Raw genomic sequence first — 16,372 nt, forward strand, 5'->3', positions numbered from 1 at the left:
CGCCTTCAAGCGCGCCCATGGTGATCAGTCAGAATCGGCGCCCGACCAAGGGCGCCATGACGCGGTCCATGCGGTCCGCGACGGGCAAGAGTCAAAGAAACACAATGCAACATCACGATCCAGTCGGCACCCGGGAGGGCGAAACAGAGGCGGCTTCAGCGGCGCTGAAAAACCGTCTCGCAGTCGCGGAAAACGTTCTGGTAACACTGACGGTTGACCTCGACGACCAACTTCGCTTCGCCAGCGGCATAGTCGCGCTGACTGACCGCAGGCTGATTGCGCTCGAACCGGACACCCAGGGCGGCGAAAAGTGGCGTGAGTGGCCACTGACCGACGCGGCGCTGGAGCTGCGCCTTTCCGACCATTCGGGCGTCGGAACCCTTGATTTGACGGGGCCCGCGGGCCGTCTGGGCCGCTGGCGCTACACGCTGGGCCACCAGGTCGCGGCGCTGCGGCTGCTCAAGTTGTTCGGACAGCGAACGCAAGGTGTCGCCAAGGAGACGCCTTCGGCCGCGGACGCCATCGACGGCGCCGACGCTGAAGAAGGCGCCATCGACACCGAGATACAAACGCCCCCTTCGACCTGGGTGCTGTTACGTTTGGGCCGTTTTGCCGGGCCGTACCGCAAGCAGTTGATCCTCGGTTTTATCCTGACCCTGATTTCGACCGCCGCCACGCTGGTCCCGCCGTACCTGACCATCCCGCTGATGGACGACATCCTGATCCCGTTCCAGAACGGCCAGAAGATCGACACCCTGCGCGTGGGCCTGTACCTGGGCGGGCTGCTGATCGCGGCGCTGGTCGGCTGGGGCCTGGGCTGGGCGCGCACCTACCTGCTGGCGCTGGTGTCGGAGCGCATCGGCGCCGACCTGCGCACCACCACCTACGAGCACCTGCTGACCCTGCCGCTGGACTATTTCGGCGGCAAGCGCACCGGCGACCTGATGTCGCGCATCGGCTCGGAAACCGACCGCATCAACGTCTTCCTGTCGCTGCACGCGCTCGATTTCGCCAACGACGTGCTGATGATCGTGATGACCGCGGTCATCCTGTTCTCCATCAACCCGCTGCTGGCCGTGGTCACGCTGGTGCCGCTGCCGTTCATCGCGTGGATGATCCACGTGGTGCGCGACCGCCTGCGCACCGGCTTCGAGAAGATCGACCGCGTCTGGTCCGAGGTGACCAACGTGCTGGCCGACACCATTCCCGGCATCCGCGTGGTCAAGGCCTTTGCGCAGGAACGCCGCGAGGCCGAGCGCTTTCGCGTGGCCAACGCCTACAACCTGCAGGTGAACGACAAGCTCAACCGCACCTGGTCGCTGTTCACGCCGACCGTGTCGCTGCTCACCGAAATCGGCCTGCTGGTGGTCTGGGCCTTCGGCATCTGGCAGGTGGCGCGCGGCAGCATCACGGTGGGCGTGCTGACGGCGTTCATCGCGTACATCGGGCGCTTCTACACGCGGCTCGACTCCATGAGCCGCATCGTCTCGGTCACGCAGAAGGCGGCGGCGGGCGCCAAGCGCATCTTCGACATCCTCGACCACGTGAGCAACGTGCCCGAGCCGGCCAACCCGGTGAAGGTGGAGCGCGTGCAGGGCCGCATCGAGATGAGCGGGCTGGGCTTTCGCTACGGCTCGCGCGCGGTCATCCACGACCTGGACCTGGTGATCGAGCCCGGCGAAATGATCGGCCTGGTCGGCCACAGCGGCTCGGGCAAGAGCACGCTGGTCAATTTGATCTGCCGCTTCTACGACGTGACCGACGGCGCCATCAAGGTCGACGGCACCGACATCCGCCGCTTCGCCGTGGCCGACTACCGCCGCCACGTGGGGCTGGTGCTGCAGGAGCCGTTCCTGTTCTTCGGCACCATCGCGCAGAACATCGCCTACGGCAAGCCCGACGCCACGCGCGAAGAGGTGGTGGCCGCCGCCCGCGCGGCGCACGCGCACGACTTCATCCTGCGCCTGCCGCACGGCTACGACTCGCTGGTGGGCGAGCGCGGGCAGGGCCTGTCGGGCGGCGAGCGCCAGCGCATCAGCATCGCGCGGGCGCTGCTGATCGACCCGCGCATCCTGATCCTGGACGAAGCCACCTCGGCGGTGGACACCGAGACCGAGAAAGAAATCCAGAAGGCGCTCGACAACCTCGTGCAGGGCCGCACCACCATCGCCATTGCGCACCGCTTGTCGACGCTGCGCAAGGCCGACCGCCTCGTGGTGATGGACCGCGGCGAGGTGGTGGAGGTCGGGCCGCACGACGAGCTGATGGCCCGGCAGGGCGCCTACTGGCGGCTGTACCAGGCGCAGCTGCGCCAGGCCGACGACGACGCCAGCGAAGGCGCGGCCAACGAGCGCGCCGGCGCGCAGGCACCGCTGCCCGTCACCCACGCAGCCCATCCAGCGGGGGACGCATGAACACCAACGCCACCAACCCCACCACCAACGCCACCAATTCCAACGACACCCGACCCGGCTTCGAACTCGCGCGCGACAGCTTCGGCCGCCTCGTGCTGACCGACGCCCAGGGCGAGCGCCACGTGGGCATCACGCCCGTGCGCGCCTTTCCGCTGAGCGCGCCCGACCATGGCGTGTCGCTGGTCGGCGCCGAGGGCCGCGAGCTGGTGTGGATCGACGAGGTCGCCCTGCTGCCCGCGCCGGCCAGGGCGCTGCTGCAGGAAGAACTCGCGGTGCGCGACTTCGCGCCCACGCTGCGGCAGCTTCACAAGGTGTCCAGCTTCGGCGTGCCCAGCACCTGGACCGTGAGCACCGACCGCGGCGACACCACGTTCGTGCTCAAGGCCGAGGAAGACATTCGCCGGCTCGAAGGCGGCGCGCTGCTCATTGCCAGCGCGCACGGCGTGCAGTTCAGGATTCCCGACGTGAAGGACCTGGACCGCGCGTCGCGCAAGCTGCTCGAACGCTTTCTTTGAGCCGCTGCGGTTTGGGCTGGCCGGGCTGAACGGTCGAGGCCGGCTCAATCGCTCAGTCGCTCAATCGAGCAGGTCGGAATACTCGCCGCGCTCGTACGCGTCGGCCGTCTGCCAGGGCAACGTCTTCGGCGCCGCGATGGCCGAGGCGGTCATGGTGTTGACCGAGGTGCCGTTGGCATTGCGCTGCTCGATCTTGCGGGCGTAGCGGCCCGCCACGTCCCAGTCGATGCGCAGCGTGCTGTCGCCCTGCGGGAGCTCGTAGCGCTGCACGCCCTTGGCGCCGGCGCCCAGCGCCTTCATGCGCGGAAGGCTCGCCGGGTCGACCAGCCAGTACGCATTGGCCCACGAGCCGCCGTAGCCCACGTTGCCGTAGTTGGCCTTGTCGACCTCGATCACCTTGCGCTGCTCGCGCAGCACCATGCCCACCTGCACCACGCCGGCCGCATCGCGGCGCAGCCACAGCGGCGCGGCCGTGTTGTCGGCGTGCGAGTGGCCGATGTGCACCTTGCCTTCGCGCGCCTCGTGGTCGTGGTCGGCGCGCAGCACCGGCGGCAGCTCGCGCTCGATCCACACCGTGCCGGCGCGGCGGAACATCAGGTCGGCGTAGCGGCTCTCGCGCTGCACGCCGTCCTTGCCGAGGGTCAGCACGTGGTGGCTGATGCGCAGGTTCTGGTCGGGAGCGGCAGCGTCGCTCGCCGCACCCGCCGCACCCGCCGCGCCGGCCGCCATGGAAAACGCCGCGAGGGCCGTGGCGGTCAGCAGCGCCTTGAGGGTCGGGGAGGCGGTCACAGGCCGGCCGCTTCCTTGACCTTGTTGAACACCTTGATGTTCTCCATGGTGCCCTTGAAGATCTTCGAGCCCGCGCCGCCCGCGAACAGCATCACGTCGCCGCCGCCGTGCGTTTCCGTGCCGGGGGCGCCCAGGTTGATGCCGACTTCCTGCAGGAAGTTGTCGTCGGTGGTGTCCATCGCGCTCTGGTCGTCGCGGCTTGCGGCGCGGGCCGGGGCGATCCATTTCTTGTTGCCGTCTTCGGCGTTGACGTCGCTGCCGGCGGTCGCGTTGGGCCGGCCGCCGTTGCCGAACACCAGCGTGGTGTACGGCTTGCCGTCGGCCGCCTTCGTGGGCTTGCCGTCGGCATAGCCGTTGACCAGCTCCAGGATCGGGTTGCCGATCTTCGGATAGCCGTTGAAGGCCACCGCGTGGTCGTGGTCGGCCGTGACCACCACCAGCGTGTTCTTCAGGCCCGGGTCCTTCTTGTTCATGTAGTCCAGCGCGGTCTGGATGGCCGCGTCGAAGGCCAGCGTGTCTTCCAGCGCGCGCTTGGCGTTGGTGCCGTGCAGCGCGTGGTCGATGCGCCCGCCCTCCACCATCAGAAAGAAGCCCTTGTCGTTCTTGCTGAGCACGCCGAGCGCCTTCTCGGTCATGTCCGACAGGCTGGGCTGGTCGAGATTCTGCTTCACGCGGTCCAGCTCGTAGGCCATCTCGCTCGAAGAGAACAGGCCCAGCAGCTTGCCCGTGGCGGCGGTGTCCACGGCCTTGAGCCTGGTGCCGTTGTCCACGTAGGTGTAGCCCTTGGCCGTCATCGCGGCCACCAGGTCGACGCCGTCGGTGCGCTTGGTGCCGGCGCCGGCCAGGTAGTTGCGCTGGCCGCCGCCCATCAGCACGTCGATGCCGTCGAGCAGCTTCGGGTTGTAGTTGGCATGGCCCGGCACGCTCTGCTCGGCGATGGTGTTGTAGCCGTTGCGGTTGCAGATGTGCGCGTAGGTGGTGGCCGGCGTGGCGTGGCCCACGCGCGTGGTCGACACCGCGCCCACCGCGCGGCCCTTGGCCTTGGCCAGCTCCAGCAGCGTGTCGGCGGCCTTGCCGTTGGTCGGTTGGCAGGTGGTGTTCTCGCCGTTGATGTATTGCTTGCCGGTGCTGTCGACGGCCACGGTGTCGCTGGACATCGAAATCACCTCGTTGCGCATCTTCACGCCGGTCATGTAGGCGGCCATGGAGGGCGCGCTGTCGGTGGTCTGGCCGTCGAGCGAGAAGGTCTTCACGCGCGCCGCGAAGGGCAGCGACTGCATCACGAGGTTGGCGCGCTCCGGGCTCACCAGCGAGCCGGGCTTGGCGGCCAGCTGCTTCTCGCCCTTGTAGATGCGCGCGGCGGTGACGGTGACAGGGCCCATGCCGTCGCCGAGGAAGAAGATGACGTTCTTGGCCTCGCCGGCGGCGTGGGCGCCCGTGGCCAGCGTGGCGGCGGCGGCGCAGACGAGCGCGGCGGCCAGGCGGACCGCACGCGCGTTGCGGGCATTGCGGACGTTTCCGGCATCGAGGTTGCGGATGGTGCGGTTCATGGTCGTGTTCATGGTTGTGTTCGTCCGTGGGTGCTCGCCGCCCCTCACAGGCCGACCGCCTTCCTGATCAGCCCGAACACGTCGGTGTTGGTGATGACGCCCGAGAAGTTCTCCGCGCCCATGCCCTGCGCGCCCAGGAACACGTCGGCGCCGCCGTGGGTCTCGGAGTCGCTCGCGGCGTCCGTCGGCACCACGGCCTCCTGCCGGTAGTCCTTGCTTTCCAGCTCTGTGCTGTCGATGGCGCCGCGCGTGGCCAGGCGCCGCGGGCCGTTGCCGAAGCCGATGATGGTGTACGGGTTGCCGTCGACGTCCTTGCTGGTCTTGCTGGTGTCCACGTAGTCCTTCACCAGGCCCAGCACGCCGGGCTTGCCGGCTTCGGTCTTGCCGGTGCGCGCGGCATAGCCGTTGAGCTGCAGCGTGTGGTCGTGGTCGGCCGTGACCACCACCAGCGTGTTCTTCAGGCCGGGGTCGATGGCCTGCATCTTCTCCAGCGCCAGCTTGATGGCGTCGTCGAAGGCGCCGGTGTCCTGCAGCGCGCGGCGTGCGTTGGTGGCGTGCAGCGCGTGGTCGATGCGCCCGCCTTCCACCATCAGGAAGAAGCCTTTCTTGCGCGCGGCCAGCGCGTCGATGGCCTTGCCGGTCATCTCGGCCAGGCTGGGCTCCTTGGCGGCATCGCGGTCCAGGTCGTAGGCCATGTGGCTCTTGGTGAAGAGGCCGGCGATCTTGGTGGTGCCGTCCACCGGCAGCTTGTCGAACTCGCCGCGGGTGGCGGCGTAGCTGTACTTGGCCGTCTTCAGCTCGGCTGTCAGGTCACGGCCGTCGTTGCGTTTGCCGATCTTTTCCTTGTCGATCGGGTTGACCTTGGGCAGGAAGTAATCCGTACCACCGCCGAAGAACACGTCCACGCCGTCACCCAGCTTGGCGTTGTAGCCCGCGCCGCCCGGCACCAGCGCCGCGGCGATGGTGTTCTCTGCGTCGCGGTGGCACACGTGCGAGTAGGTGGCCGCGGGCGTGGCGTGCGTGATGCGCGTGGTGGTCACCACGCCGGTGGCGTAGCCCTTGGCCTTGCTCTGCTCCAGCAGCGTTTCCACGGCCTGGCCGTTGCCGGAGGGGCAGGTGCTGTCGAAGGCGACGTGGTAGGCCTTGCCCGACGCGTCGGTGGCCTTGGTGTCTGCGCTCATGGAGATGACTTCGTTGTTCATCTTCACGCCGGTCATGTAGGCCGACATCGAGGGGGCGCTGTCGGTCACCTGGGCGTCGTTCGAATAGGTGTGCACGAAGGCGGTCTCGGGCAGCGTGTCCATCGTGAGGTCGCCGTCTTCGCCGACCTTGTAGATGCGCGCCGCCGTCATGGTGGTGATGCCCATGCCGTCGCCCAGGAAGAACAGCACGTTCTTCTGCGCCTGCGGCTGTGTGGCCGGCGGCGTGGTCGTGGGCGGAATGAACGGCAGGCCGGGGGCGGTGTTGTTGCTGCCGCCGCAGCCGGTCAGCACCAATGAAGCGCCCAGCAGCGCGGGGGCGATAAAGCGTCGAGTCATGCAACTCCCTCGGATGGTTGTTCGTGCGGCGCGCCTGGTGCGCGCTGCGTCCGGGGTGCAATCTAAAGATTGCAAATGACTCGGCCGTGACGTCTCTCTATATCAGAGAACCATCTGTCATTTCTTAGTAGGGAATGATGAGATGAAGGCGGCGCTCAGCGCCCCTCGAACCACCGCAGCGTGGCCGCGCCCGCCGCCGCCGCCACGCCGCTCACCACCGTGCCCCACGCGATGTCGATGAACGACAGCGCCAGCGGCCAGTTGCGGATCACCGCCAGGTTGGTCAGGTCGTAGGTGGCGTAGCAGAACAGGCCGAAGAGCCCGCCCATCAGCGCGGCGCGCATCACGCCCTGCGCCGCCAGGCCCGGCACGATCGCGAACACCAGCAGCCCGATCGGGTAGGCCAGGTAGAACACCGCGGCGAAGGCCAGGCGCGGGTTCGGCGACATCAGGTCGCCCATGGCCTCCTGGTACATGCCCTTGGCGATCACGCCGAGCCAGATCATGTCGATGACCAGCAGCACCACGAAGGTGACCGCCCATGCAACCAGGTGTTTAGTGCTCATTCGCGGGATCGTATCCGTGGCCCGCACGCAGCCTGCGAAAATTGCGCCTTTGGACTACAGCGGCCCCGCCGCTCGCGGATATGCCCCTGCACACCACCGCCCTCGTTCTGTTCTCCGGCGGCCAGGACTCCACCACCTGCCTGGCCGACGCGCTCTCGAAGTACCAGCGCGTCGAAACCCTGGGCTTCGACTACGGGCAGCGCCACCGGGTGGAGCTCGACGTGCGCGGCACCATCCTCTCGAAGATGCGCGAGCGCTTTCCCGACTGGGCGCCGCGCCTGGGCGAAGACCACGTGCTCACGCTGGCCGCGCTGGCGCAGCTGGGCGGCTCCTCGCTCACTGAAGAAGTGGCCTTCGCCATGCAGGCCGACGGCCTGCCCAACACCTTCGTGCCGGGGCGCAACCTGCTGTTTCTCACGCTGGCCGGCGCGCTGGCGTACCGGCGCGGGCTGCAGGTGATCGTCACCGGCGTGTGCGAGACCGACTTCTCGGGCTACCCCGACTGCCGCGACGACACCATGAAGGCCATGCAGCTCGCGCTGTCGCTCGGGCTGGAGCGCCGCCTGGTCATCGAGACACCGCTGATGTGGATCGACAAGGCCGAAACCTGGCAGATGGCGCATCGCCTGGGCGGCGAGCCGCTGGTCGAGCTGATCGTGGAAGAAACCCACACCTGCTACCTGGGCGACCGCGAGCACCGCCAGGCCTGGGGCTACGGCTGCGGCACCTGCCCCGCCTGCGACCTGCGCAAGCGGGGATGGGAGCGCTACGTGGGTGAGGCCGCGGCAGCCTAGGTTGCCGAGGTGACGGGCAGGGCGACCGCGGCGGTATTGAGCCGGTAGCGCGCGCCGCCGGCCGCGCCCTTGCCCGTGCCTTCCGCGCTTGCCGTGCCTTCTTCCTGCGGCACCAGCGTCCACCGCTGGTTGTGAAAGTCGCCCACCGCCGCGCGGTGCGCAATCGACACCATCGCCCCGCCCGCGGCCTGTACCGTGTCCGCCAGGCGCTTGTAGAGCACGCTCTCGGCCTGCGCGTCGAGCGCGCTGGTGATCTCGTCCGCGAACAGCCATGCCGGCTTCTTCAGCAGCACCCGCGCGATGGCCAGGCGCTGCTGCTCGCCGCCCGAAAGCTTCTGGCTCCAGGCGTCGCTGTCGTCCAGCCGGCCGGCCAGGTCGGGCAGCAGGGCGTCGGCAAGGGCCTTGCGCAGCTGCTCGTCGCTGAAGCTGCTGGCCGGGTTGGGGTAGGTCAGCGCGTCGCGCAGCTTGCCGTCGGGCACATAGGGGCGCTGCGGCATGAAGGCGACGTTGTCGGGCACGTCCATGCGCCCCTTGGAGAACGGCCAGATGCCCGCGAACGAGCGGAACAGCGTCGACTTGCCGCTGCCCGAGGGGCCCTGCAGCAGCACGCTGTCGCCGGGCTTCACCGCCAGCGCGGCACCCGCGAGCAACGGCGTGCCGTTGGGCAGCGCCACCGCGAGGTCGTCGGTGCGCAGCACGGTCGCCGGGGTGCGCTGCAGGCCGTCTTCGCGCTCGGCATGGGCGCGCATGCCGTCGTCGAAGCTGGTCAGCCGGTCGGTGGTGGCGCGCCACACGGCCACGCTGTCGTAGTTGTCGACGAACCAGCTCAGCGACTCCTGCACCTTGCCGAAGGCCGAGCCGATCTGCATCAGGTGGCCCAGCTGGAAGGCGCCGCCGAAATACTGCTGCCCCGCCACCAGGAACGGAAAGATCACCGCCGCCTGGCCGAAGAACGAGGTGAAGGTGACCAGGTTCTTCTGCTGCTTGATCAGCTGCAGGTAGTTGCGCAGCACGTCGCCGAAGCGCAGGTCGAGCTGCTCGCGCTCCACCTTCTCGCCCTTGTCCAGCGCAATGGCCTCGCTGTATTCGCGCACCCGCACCAGGTGGTGGCGAAAGTCGGCCTCGAAGCGCTGCTGCGTGAAGTTCAGCTTGATCAGCGGGCGGCCGATGAAGTGCGTGATGACCGTGCCGAGAATCGAATAGCCCAGCGCCACCCACACCATCGCGCCCACTACCTGGTACGTGGTGCCGTGGAAGCTGAACGAGAAGTTGCCCGACAGCGCCCACAGCAGCCCGATGAAGCTCATCAGCGTGACCACCGCGTTCAGCAGGCCCATCGACAGCGTCATCGTGGCGCTGGTGAAGATCTGCATGTCTTCCTGCAGGCGCTGGTCGGGGTTGTCGGGCGTGTTGCCCTCCTTGCCCGCCTTGCCTGCATAGCGCGCCAGCTCCAGGTGATAGAAGGTGCGGTCGCTCATCCAGCGCGTGAGGTAGCTGCGCGTCATCCACGAGCGCCAGCGCAGCTGCAGCAGCTGCGTCACGTAGAACTTCAGCACCTGCACCGCGATGTTGGCGAAGGCGATCCAGCCGAACACGCCCACCTCGTGCCAGAAGACCACCGCATTCTTGTTCTGCAGCGCGTCGTAGAAGCGCCCGTACCACTCGTTGCCCAGCACCGCCACGTACACGTAGAACAGGTTCAGCGCGACGATGGTCAGCAGCATGGCGCGGGCGCGCCATTTCTCCTCGGACTGGAAGTAGGGCGCCGCGAGCCTGAAGACGCGGCGCAGCACCTGCAAGAGGGAGCCCGCGCGCGCTGTGACGGATGAAGACATTCGGTTTTTCCTCGCAGGCGCTCGCGCGCCGATCATCGTGAGGAAAACATAGTAGACAAATGTTTCTTAAACCGGCCTGAAATCTGAGGATCGATATGCGGCGCCCACGTTCACGTGGGTATTCCACAGACCGCGCTCAGCGAAGCATCACCCTCGCCGCCGTGGTGAGGAAGTGCGCCAGCGGCGGCGTCTTCAGCCCCTCGACCTTCGCTTCCTCGTCCCACAGCCGCAGGCGCACCGCGTCCGCGGCCCATTCGAGCGCGGCGAAGCGCCGGGCCGCCTCGTCGTCCATCGGGCCGCCCTGCAGGGCCAGGCTGCGCACCGAGTCGGGCGAAAGCCTGGAGAAGTAGTCGGCCCGCGTGGCGCACAGGTAGCGCTTGGCGTCCACGTGCAGGCGAATCGGCTCGCGCACGTCGGTGTCGAAGGCGCCGCGCAGCAGGGGCAGGGCGATGTACTGGTGGCGGTCGTCGATGCCCAGTTCGGTGGGCGACCGGGTCAGCGTCTGGTGCTCGGCGATCAGCAGGTGGCCCAGGTCGTGCAGCAGCGCGGCCGTGACCAGCGCGTCGCTCGCGCCGGCCTGCTCGGCCAGCCAGGCGCATTGCAGCGCGTGCTCGGTCTGCGACACCGCTTCGCCCGCGTAGGCCACATCGCCCCGTTCGGCGAACAGGCGGGCAATCTCGGCAAGGTCGAGTTTCATGAAAAGAGGAACAGGCAGGCGAGGCGGGAGCACGTGCGACAGCCTGCGCAGTCTGCGACGAAGCGGTGACAGGCGCATGACGAAGGCGGCCGCGGCCTGCCTGCAAATCGCCGACCCACCCCCCCGTTTCAAGCGCCGTTTTGGGTATTTGGGGATTTTTGAGGCATCTGACAAATCCCTGTCACATGCCGCTGCCAGCATCGCCCGCATTCGCCGCACCGGACTGCTTGCGTACTTTGGCTTGACTGTTCGTGTGCCTTCGCACCGTGTTCTTTTTTCGCTTTCCCTCGACTCCCCAAGGAACCCTCACCATGCTGCACCGTCAACTCCGCTGGGCCTTCGTGCCGGCCGCCCTGTTCTCGCTGGCTTTCGCCGCATCGGCCCAGGGCCGCACCGAACTGCTGGTGTACACCGCGCTCGAAGCCGACCAGGTGCAGGCCTACAAGGCCGCCTTCGAAAAGGAAAACCCGAGCATCGAGCTGAAGTTCGTGCGCGACTCCACCGGCATCGTCACCGCCAAGCTGCTGGCCGAAAAGGCCAACCCGCAGGCCGACGTGGTGTGGGGCCTGGCCGCCACCTCGCTGATGCTGCTGGACAAGGAAGGCATGCTCCAGCCGTACGCGCCCAAGGGCCTGGACGCCATCAAGCCCACCATGCGCGACCCGGCCAGCCCGCCCAAGTGGGTCGGCATGGACGTGTGGTCGTCGGCCATCTGCTTCAACACCGCCGAAGCGACCAAGAAGAACCTGCCCAAGCCCACCAGCTGGGCCGACCTGACCAACCCGGTCTACAAGGGCCAGATCACCATGCCCAACCCGGCCGCCTCGGGCACCGGCTACCTGATGGTGTCGGGCTGGATCCAGATGATGGGCGAGGAGAACGCCTGGAAGTACATGGACGCGCTGCACCAGAACATCGGCATCTACAGCCAGTCGGGCAGCAAGCCCTGCCGCCAGGCCGGCGCCGGCGAGTTCGCGCTCGGCATGTCCTTCGAATACCGCGCCAACAAGACCAAGCGCGACGGCGCGCCCATCGACATCGTGCTGCCAAAGGAAGGCCTGGGCTGGGACATGGAAGCCACCGGCATCATCAAGACCAGCAAGAAGCAGGACGCCGCCAAGGCCCTGGCCGACTGGGCCGTCACCAGGCAGGCCAACGAGCTGTACGCGAAGAACTTCGCCGTGCTCGCGCTGCCGGGCATTCAGGAAAAGCTGGAGTTCGTGCCGGGCGACGTCGAGAAGCTGCTCGCCAAGAACGACTTCACCTGGGCTGCCGCCAACCGCGACCGCATCCTGACGGAGTGGTCCAAGCGCTACGAGTCGAAGTCGGAAAAGAAGCCGCTCTGAGCTCTCCCAGAACGACGAGAACGACACTCACACGAAGCGGTACCTGGCCATGACGAGCAGTAGCAGCAGCTTTCTTTCCCTTCGCGGCATCGGCAAGTCCTTTGGCGCCACCCGCGTGCTCGACGGCATCGACCTGGACATCGAGCCCGGCGAGTTCGTGTGCCTGCTCGGCCCTTCGGGCTGCGGCAAGACCACGTTGCTGCGCATCGTGTGCGGCATCGAGCGCGCCGACAGCGGCCAGATCCTGCTGGGCGGCCAGGACATCGCGGGCCTGCCGCCGGCGGCGCGCGGCTTCGGGGTGGTGTTCCAGTCGTACGCGCTGTTTCCCAACCTCACGGCGGCGCAGAACATCGCTTACGGCCTGCACCCCACCGGGGCGCTGGCCCGCGAAATGGCCAAGCGCTCGCGCGAGATGCTCGACCTGGTCGGCCTCACCGCGCATGCCGACAAGTACCCCGTGCAGCTCTCGGGCGGCCAGCAGCAGCGCATCGCACTCGCGCGCGCATTGGCGCCCAACCCGCGCCTGCTGCTGCTCGACGAGCCGCTCTCCGCGCTCGACGCGCAGGTGCGCGCCAGCTTGCGCAGCGAGATCCGCGCGCTGCAGAAGCGCCTGGGCATCGTCACCATCATGGTCACGCACGACCAGGAAGAAGCCCTGTCGATGGCCGACCGCGTGGTGCTGATGCACAACGGCCGCATCGAGCAGGCCGGCACCCCCGACGAGCTGTACCGCCAGCCGCGCACCCGTTTCGTGGCCGGCTTTGTCGGCCGCATGAACATGCTGCCCGCGACCGTGCTCGCCGACGGCAAGGTGCGCGTGCGCGACAGCGAGCTGTTCTGCGCGCCCGGCAATCTCAGCGTGGGTTCGCAGGCCACCGTGGGCATTCGGCCCGAGCACGTGGTGGTGTCGCGCTTCGGCTCCGAGCTGGGCGCCAACAGCTTCGCGGCGCGCCTGCTCGACACCGAGTTCTTCGGCAACCGAACCTCGGCCCGCCTGGCTTGCGAACCGTTGGGCATCGAGATCGAAGCCGAACTGCCGGCCGATGCGCGTGGCGGTGGCGGGGAGCCTTTGGTGCCCAGCAGCATGGTGCATATCCAGTTGCCCTTGAATGCGCTGTCTGTGTTGGCGCATTGAGATGGGACGCTGCCTCTTGATTTTTTCCGCTGGTCCAGGGCAGTCGTTGGTCGGCCTGTTCACCCGTCCCGAACAAAAGCAGCCGGAATCCAGATGACCAGCTCTCAACAAACAGCCGTCGTGCCGCTGGCGTTCACGCGCACCAGCGCGTTCGACCGCGAACGCTGGCTCACCGGCGCCGCGGTCTTGCTGATGGTGCTGCTACTGGTCGTGATCGTCGCGCTGCCGGTCGGTGCGCTGGTCGGCCAGAGCTTCTTCGACAAGGCGGGCGCGTTCGTCGGCCTGGCCAACTTCGCGCGCTACCTCGACAACCCCGCGCTCGTGCAGTCGGCCTTCAACAGCCTGGGGCTCGCGGCGCTCAGTGCCGTCATCTGCACCGCCATCGCTTACGTGTACGCCTACGGCCTCACGCTGTCCTGCATGCCCGCCAAGGGCCTGCTGCGCGCCGTGGCGCTGGTGCCGCTGCTCGCGCCTTCGCTGCTGCCGGCCATCAGCCTCGTGTACCTCTTCGGCAACCAGGGCCTGTTCAAGGGCCTGCTGGGCGACGTGTCGATCTACGGGCCGCTGGGCATCGTGCTGGGCTCGGTGTTCTGGACGCTGCCGCATGCGCTGCTCATTCTCACCACCGCCATGGCGACCTCCGACGGCCGGCTGTACGAGGCCGCGCAGACGCTGGGTGCCTCGCGCTGGCGCATCTTTCGCACCGTGACGCTGCCCGCGTCGCGATACGGCCTCATCGTGGCCGCGATGGTGGTGTTCGTGCTCGTCATCACCGACTTCGGCGTGCCCAAGGTGGTGGGCGGGCAGACCGGCGTGCTCGCCACCGACATCTACAAGCAGGTGGTGGGGCAGCAGAACTTTCAGATGGGCGCCGTGGTCGGGCTGGTGCTGCTCATTCCCGCGGTGCTGTCGTTCCTGGTCGAGCGGCGCGTGCGCAGCAAGCAGGCCGCCGCGCTGTCGGCGCGCGCCACGCCGTACCAGCCCGAGCCGGTGCGCGTGCGCGACCGCGCGCTGCTCGCGTTCTGCGTGCTCACGGCCTGCGCCATCCTCGTGATGATCGGCATGGCCGTGTTCGCATCGCTGGCGACCTACTGGCCCTACAAGCTCACGCCCTCGCTGAAGAACTACGACTTCAGCAACATGGACGGCGGCGGCTGGGGCAGCTACTTCAACTCGCTGCGCCTGGCGGTGTGCGCCGCGGTGGCCGGCGCGTTCGCCACCTTCGTGTCGGCCTACCTGGTGGAAAAGCCGCGCCACTTCGGCCTGCTGCGCGAGCTGCTCAACCTGCTGGCCAACCTGCCGCTGGCGGTGCCGGGGCTGGTGCTGGGCGTGGGCTACATCTTCTTCTTCATCTCGCCGGCGAACCCGCTGCGCGCCATCTACGGCAGCATGACCATCCTGGTGGTGTGCACCGTGGCGCACTTCTTCTCGGTGGCCCACCTCACCTCGCTCACCGCGCTGCGCCAGCTCGACCGCGAGTACGAGCTGGTGTCCGAGTCGATGGGCGTGCCCTTCTGGCGCACGCTGTGGCGCGTGCACCTGCCGGTGGCGCTGCCCACCGTGCTCAACGTGGGCGGCTACTTTTTCGTCAACGCCATGACCACCGTGTCGGCCGTCGTGTTCCTCTATTCGCCGCAGACCTCGCTGGCCGCCGTTGCCGTGCTGAACATGGACGACGCCGGCGACGTCGCGCCCGCCGCGGCCATGGCCTCGCTCATCATGCTCACGGCCGCCGCCGGCCGCGGCGTGTTCGCGCTGGCGGGGCACTGGACGCTGGCGCGCACCCAGGCCTGGAGACACCGGTAATGCCCGCAACCCCTCACAGCAACCACGGCTTCGACCTCATCGTCGTCGGCGCCGGCATCGTCGGCCTCGCCCACGCCTACACCGCCGCGCTGCGCGGCCTGAAGGTGTGCGTGGTCGAGCGCGACGCGGCCGCCATCGGCGCGTCGATCCGCAACTTCGGCTTCATCACCATCACCGGCCAGGCGCCGGGCGACACCTGGCGCCGCGCCATGCATGCGCGCGAGGTGTGGCAGCAGATTGCGCCGTACGCGGGCATCGACATCGTGCACCGCAACCTCTGGCTCGCGGCCTACCGGCCCGAGGCGCACGACGTGCTCGAGGCCTTCATGCGCACGCCCATGGGCGAGGCCTGCGAGCTGCTCGACGCGGCCGACGCGCAGGCCAAGGCGCCCGCGCTGAGCCTGGCCGATGCATGCTCGGTGCTGTACAGCCCGCACGAGCTGCGCGTGGAATCGCGCACCGCCATCGGCCTGCTTTCGAAGTGGCTGGCCGAGGCGCACGGCGTGACTTTCCGCTACGGCGAGGCCGTGCTCGAGGTGCAGGCGCCGCGCGTGCGCACCTCGCGCGGCACCCTGCATGCCGAGCGCGTGGTGGTGTGCACCAACACCGACCTGAACGGCCTGTTCGCCGAGCGCATTGCCGCGCACGAGCTCACGCTGTGCCGCCTGCAGATGCTGCGCGTGAAGCCCGAGGCCGGCTTTCGCCTGCCGGGCTCGGTGATGATGGACCTGAGCCTGGTGCGCTACGAGGGCTACAGCACCTTGCCCGAGGCCGCCGCCCTGCGCGCGCGGCTGCAGCAGGAAGAGGCCGCCTCGCTGGCGCACGGCATCCACCTCATCGTGGTGCAGAGCGCCGACGGCTCGCTGGTGGTGGGCGATTCGCACCACTACGCCGACGCGCCCGAGCCCTTCGCCATGGAAGAGGTCGACCAGCTCATCCTGCGCCACCTGCGCAGCACGCTCAACCTGGAGACCGCGCAGATCACCGAGCGCTGGACCGGCGTGTACCCCTCGTCGAAGACCACGCCCTGCGTGATCGACGCGCCCGACGACGCCACGCGCGTGGTGCTGGTCACCAGCGGCAGCGGCGCGAGCACCGGCTTCGGCATTGCGCACGACGTGCTCGACGCCTGGTGAATTGAACTTAGGGGCGCGGGTGTTGCACGCCGCGACGGCGCGGCGTCCGACTTGACGCGGGCCTGCACCGGCATAGATTCACGTCATGCGAAGCACTGCCTTTGTCCTCCTGTTCTGCCTCGGCCTTGTCACCGCGGGCTGCGACAACAAGCCCAAGCCCGGCGTGCCTGTGCCCAAAGCGCTGGCGGCGGGTGCCGTTGCCGCGCCGCAGCACTGACCTTCGGGCACTGACCCCCGGCGCGAGCGTGATG

At 68.2% G+C, this 16,372-nt stretch carries 14 protein-coding genes; 8 read left to right on the top strand and 6 right to left on the bottom strand.

The window, feature by feature from the left end; translation table 11 throughout:
• Positions 1–104: 104 nt before the first annotated feature.
• Together QTI51_RS00355 and QTI51_RS00360 are read left to right on the top strand one after the other, a co-directional pair.
• Positions 105–2,414, top strand: coding sequence for a cyanophycin metabolism-associated ABC transporter (locus QTI51_RS00355; RefSeq protein WP_503011469.1), 2,310 nt, complete (start codon positions 105–107; stop codon positions 2,412–2,414).
• Entirely contained in the window at positions 2,411–2,929 is a 519-nt protein-coding gene (locus QTI51_RS00360) for a cyanophycin metabolism-associated DUF1854 family protein (RefSeq protein ID WP_286513536.1), read from the top strand. Before QTI51_RS00355 ends, QTI51_RS00360 begins: the two co-directional genes overlap by 4 nt.
• A gap of 60 nt (positions 2,930–2,989) precedes the next feature.
• Here QTI51_RS00360 and QTI51_RS00365 read toward each other — a convergent pair whose 3' ends face one another.
• From QTI51_RS00365 to QTI51_RS00380, 4 genes are all read right to left on the bottom strand, one after another.
• The gene (locus QTI51_RS00365) at positions 2,990–3,718 is read right to left on the bottom strand and encodes a hypothetical protein (protein ID WP_286513533.1); all 729 of its coding nucleotides are present in this window, start codon (positions 3,716–3,718) and stop codon (positions 2,990–2,992) included.
• Positions 3,715–5,268: an alkaline phosphatase gene (locus tag QTI51_RS00370; RefSeq protein WP_286513771.1), complete on the bottom strand. Its 1,554-nt coding sequence runs from the start codon at positions 5,266–5,268 to the stop codon at positions 3,715–3,717. The genes QTI51_RS00365 and QTI51_RS00370 overlap by 4 nt, the downstream gene beginning before the upstream one ends.
• A gap of 44 nt (positions 5,269–5,312) precedes the next feature.
• Positions 5,313–6,806: an alkaline phosphatase gene (locus tag QTI51_RS00375; RefSeq protein ID WP_286513531.1), complete on the bottom strand. Its 1,494-nt coding sequence runs from the start codon at positions 6,804–6,806 to the stop codon at positions 5,313–5,315.
• 155 nt (positions 6,807–6,961) lie between these two features.
• A complete protein-coding gene (locus QTI51_RS00380; RefSeq protein ID WP_116912311.1) occupies positions 6,962–7,372 on the bottom strand; it encodes a DUF2177 family protein in 411 nt (136 codons plus the stop codon).
• Between the two features lie 80 nt (positions 7,373–7,452).
• Between QTI51_RS00380 and queC the strand changes: the two genes are divergently transcribed.
• Positions 7,453–8,166 carry a 7-cyano-7-deazaguanine synthase QueC gene (gene queC / locus QTI51_RS00385; protein ID WP_116912310.1) on the top strand — a complete coding sequence of 238 codons (714 nt, stop codon included), beginning with the start codon at positions 7,453–7,455 and terminating at the stop codon, positions 8,164–8,166.
• Here queC and QTI51_RS00390 read toward each other — a convergent pair.
• Together QTI51_RS00390 and QTI51_RS00395 are read right to left on the bottom strand one after the other, a co-directional pair.
• The gene (locus QTI51_RS00390; protein WP_286513528.1) at positions 8,163–10,001 is read right to left on the bottom strand and encodes an ABC transporter ATP-binding protein/permease; all 1,839 of its coding nucleotides are present in this window, start codon (positions 9,999–10,001) and stop codon (positions 8,163–8,165) included. The genes queC and QTI51_RS00390 overlap by 4 nt on opposite strands.
• 136 nt (positions 10,002–10,137) lie before the next feature.
• Positions 10,138–10,698 carry a phosphonate degradation HD-domain oxygenase gene (locus QTI51_RS00395; protein ID WP_286513526.1) on the bottom strand — a complete coding sequence of 187 codons (561 nt, stop codon included), beginning with the start codon at positions 10,696–10,698 and terminating at the stop codon, positions 10,138–10,140.
• Positions 10,699–11,009: 311 nt separating this feature from the next.
• On the opposite strand from QTI51_RS00395, the gene QTI51_RS00400 reads away from it, so the two are divergent.
• From QTI51_RS00400 to QTI51_RS00420, 5 genes are all read left to right on the top strand, one after another.
• Complete coding sequence (locus tag QTI51_RS00400; protein WP_286513524.1) at positions 11,010–12,044, top strand: putative 2-aminoethylphosphonate ABC transporter substrate-binding protein; 1,035 nt, start codon at positions 11,010–11,012, stop codon at positions 12,042–12,044.
• Positions 12,045–12,093: 49 nt separating this feature from the next.
• On the top strand, positions 12,094–13,179 hold the full coding sequence (locus tag QTI51_RS00405; RefSeq protein ID WP_207786784.1) for an ABC transporter ATP-binding protein: 1,086 nt from the start codon (positions 12,094–12,096) through the stop codon (positions 13,177–13,179).
• A 93-nt stretch (positions 13,180–13,272) separates the two neighbouring features.
• The gene (locus QTI51_RS00410) at positions 13,273–14,985 is read left to right on the top strand and encodes a putative 2-aminoethylphosphonate ABC transporter permease subunit (protein WP_286513517.1); all 1,713 of its coding nucleotides are present in this window, start codon (positions 13,273–13,275) and stop codon (positions 14,983–14,985) included.
• The gene (locus QTI51_RS00415; RefSeq protein ID WP_286513514.1) at positions 14,985–16,121 is read left to right on the top strand and encodes a TIGR03364 family FAD-dependent oxidoreductase; all 1,137 of its coding nucleotides are present in this window, start codon (positions 14,985–14,987) and stop codon (positions 16,119–16,121) included. The genes QTI51_RS00410 and QTI51_RS00415 overlap by 1 nt, the downstream gene beginning before the upstream one ends.
• An 85-nt stretch (positions 16,122–16,206) precedes the next feature.
• Positions 16,207–16,338, top strand: a complete 132-nt coding sequence (locus tag QTI51_RS00420) for a hypothetical protein (RefSeq protein ID WP_286513513.1) — start codon at positions 16,207–16,209, stop codon at positions 16,336–16,338.
• Positions 16,339–16,372 lie beyond the last annotated feature (34 nt).

The sequence above is a fragment of the Variovorax sp. J22G73 genome, from assembly GCF_030317035.1.
Taxonomy (GTDB): domain Bacteria; phylum Pseudomonadota; class Gammaproteobacteria; order Burkholderiales; family Burkholderiaceae_C; genus Variovorax.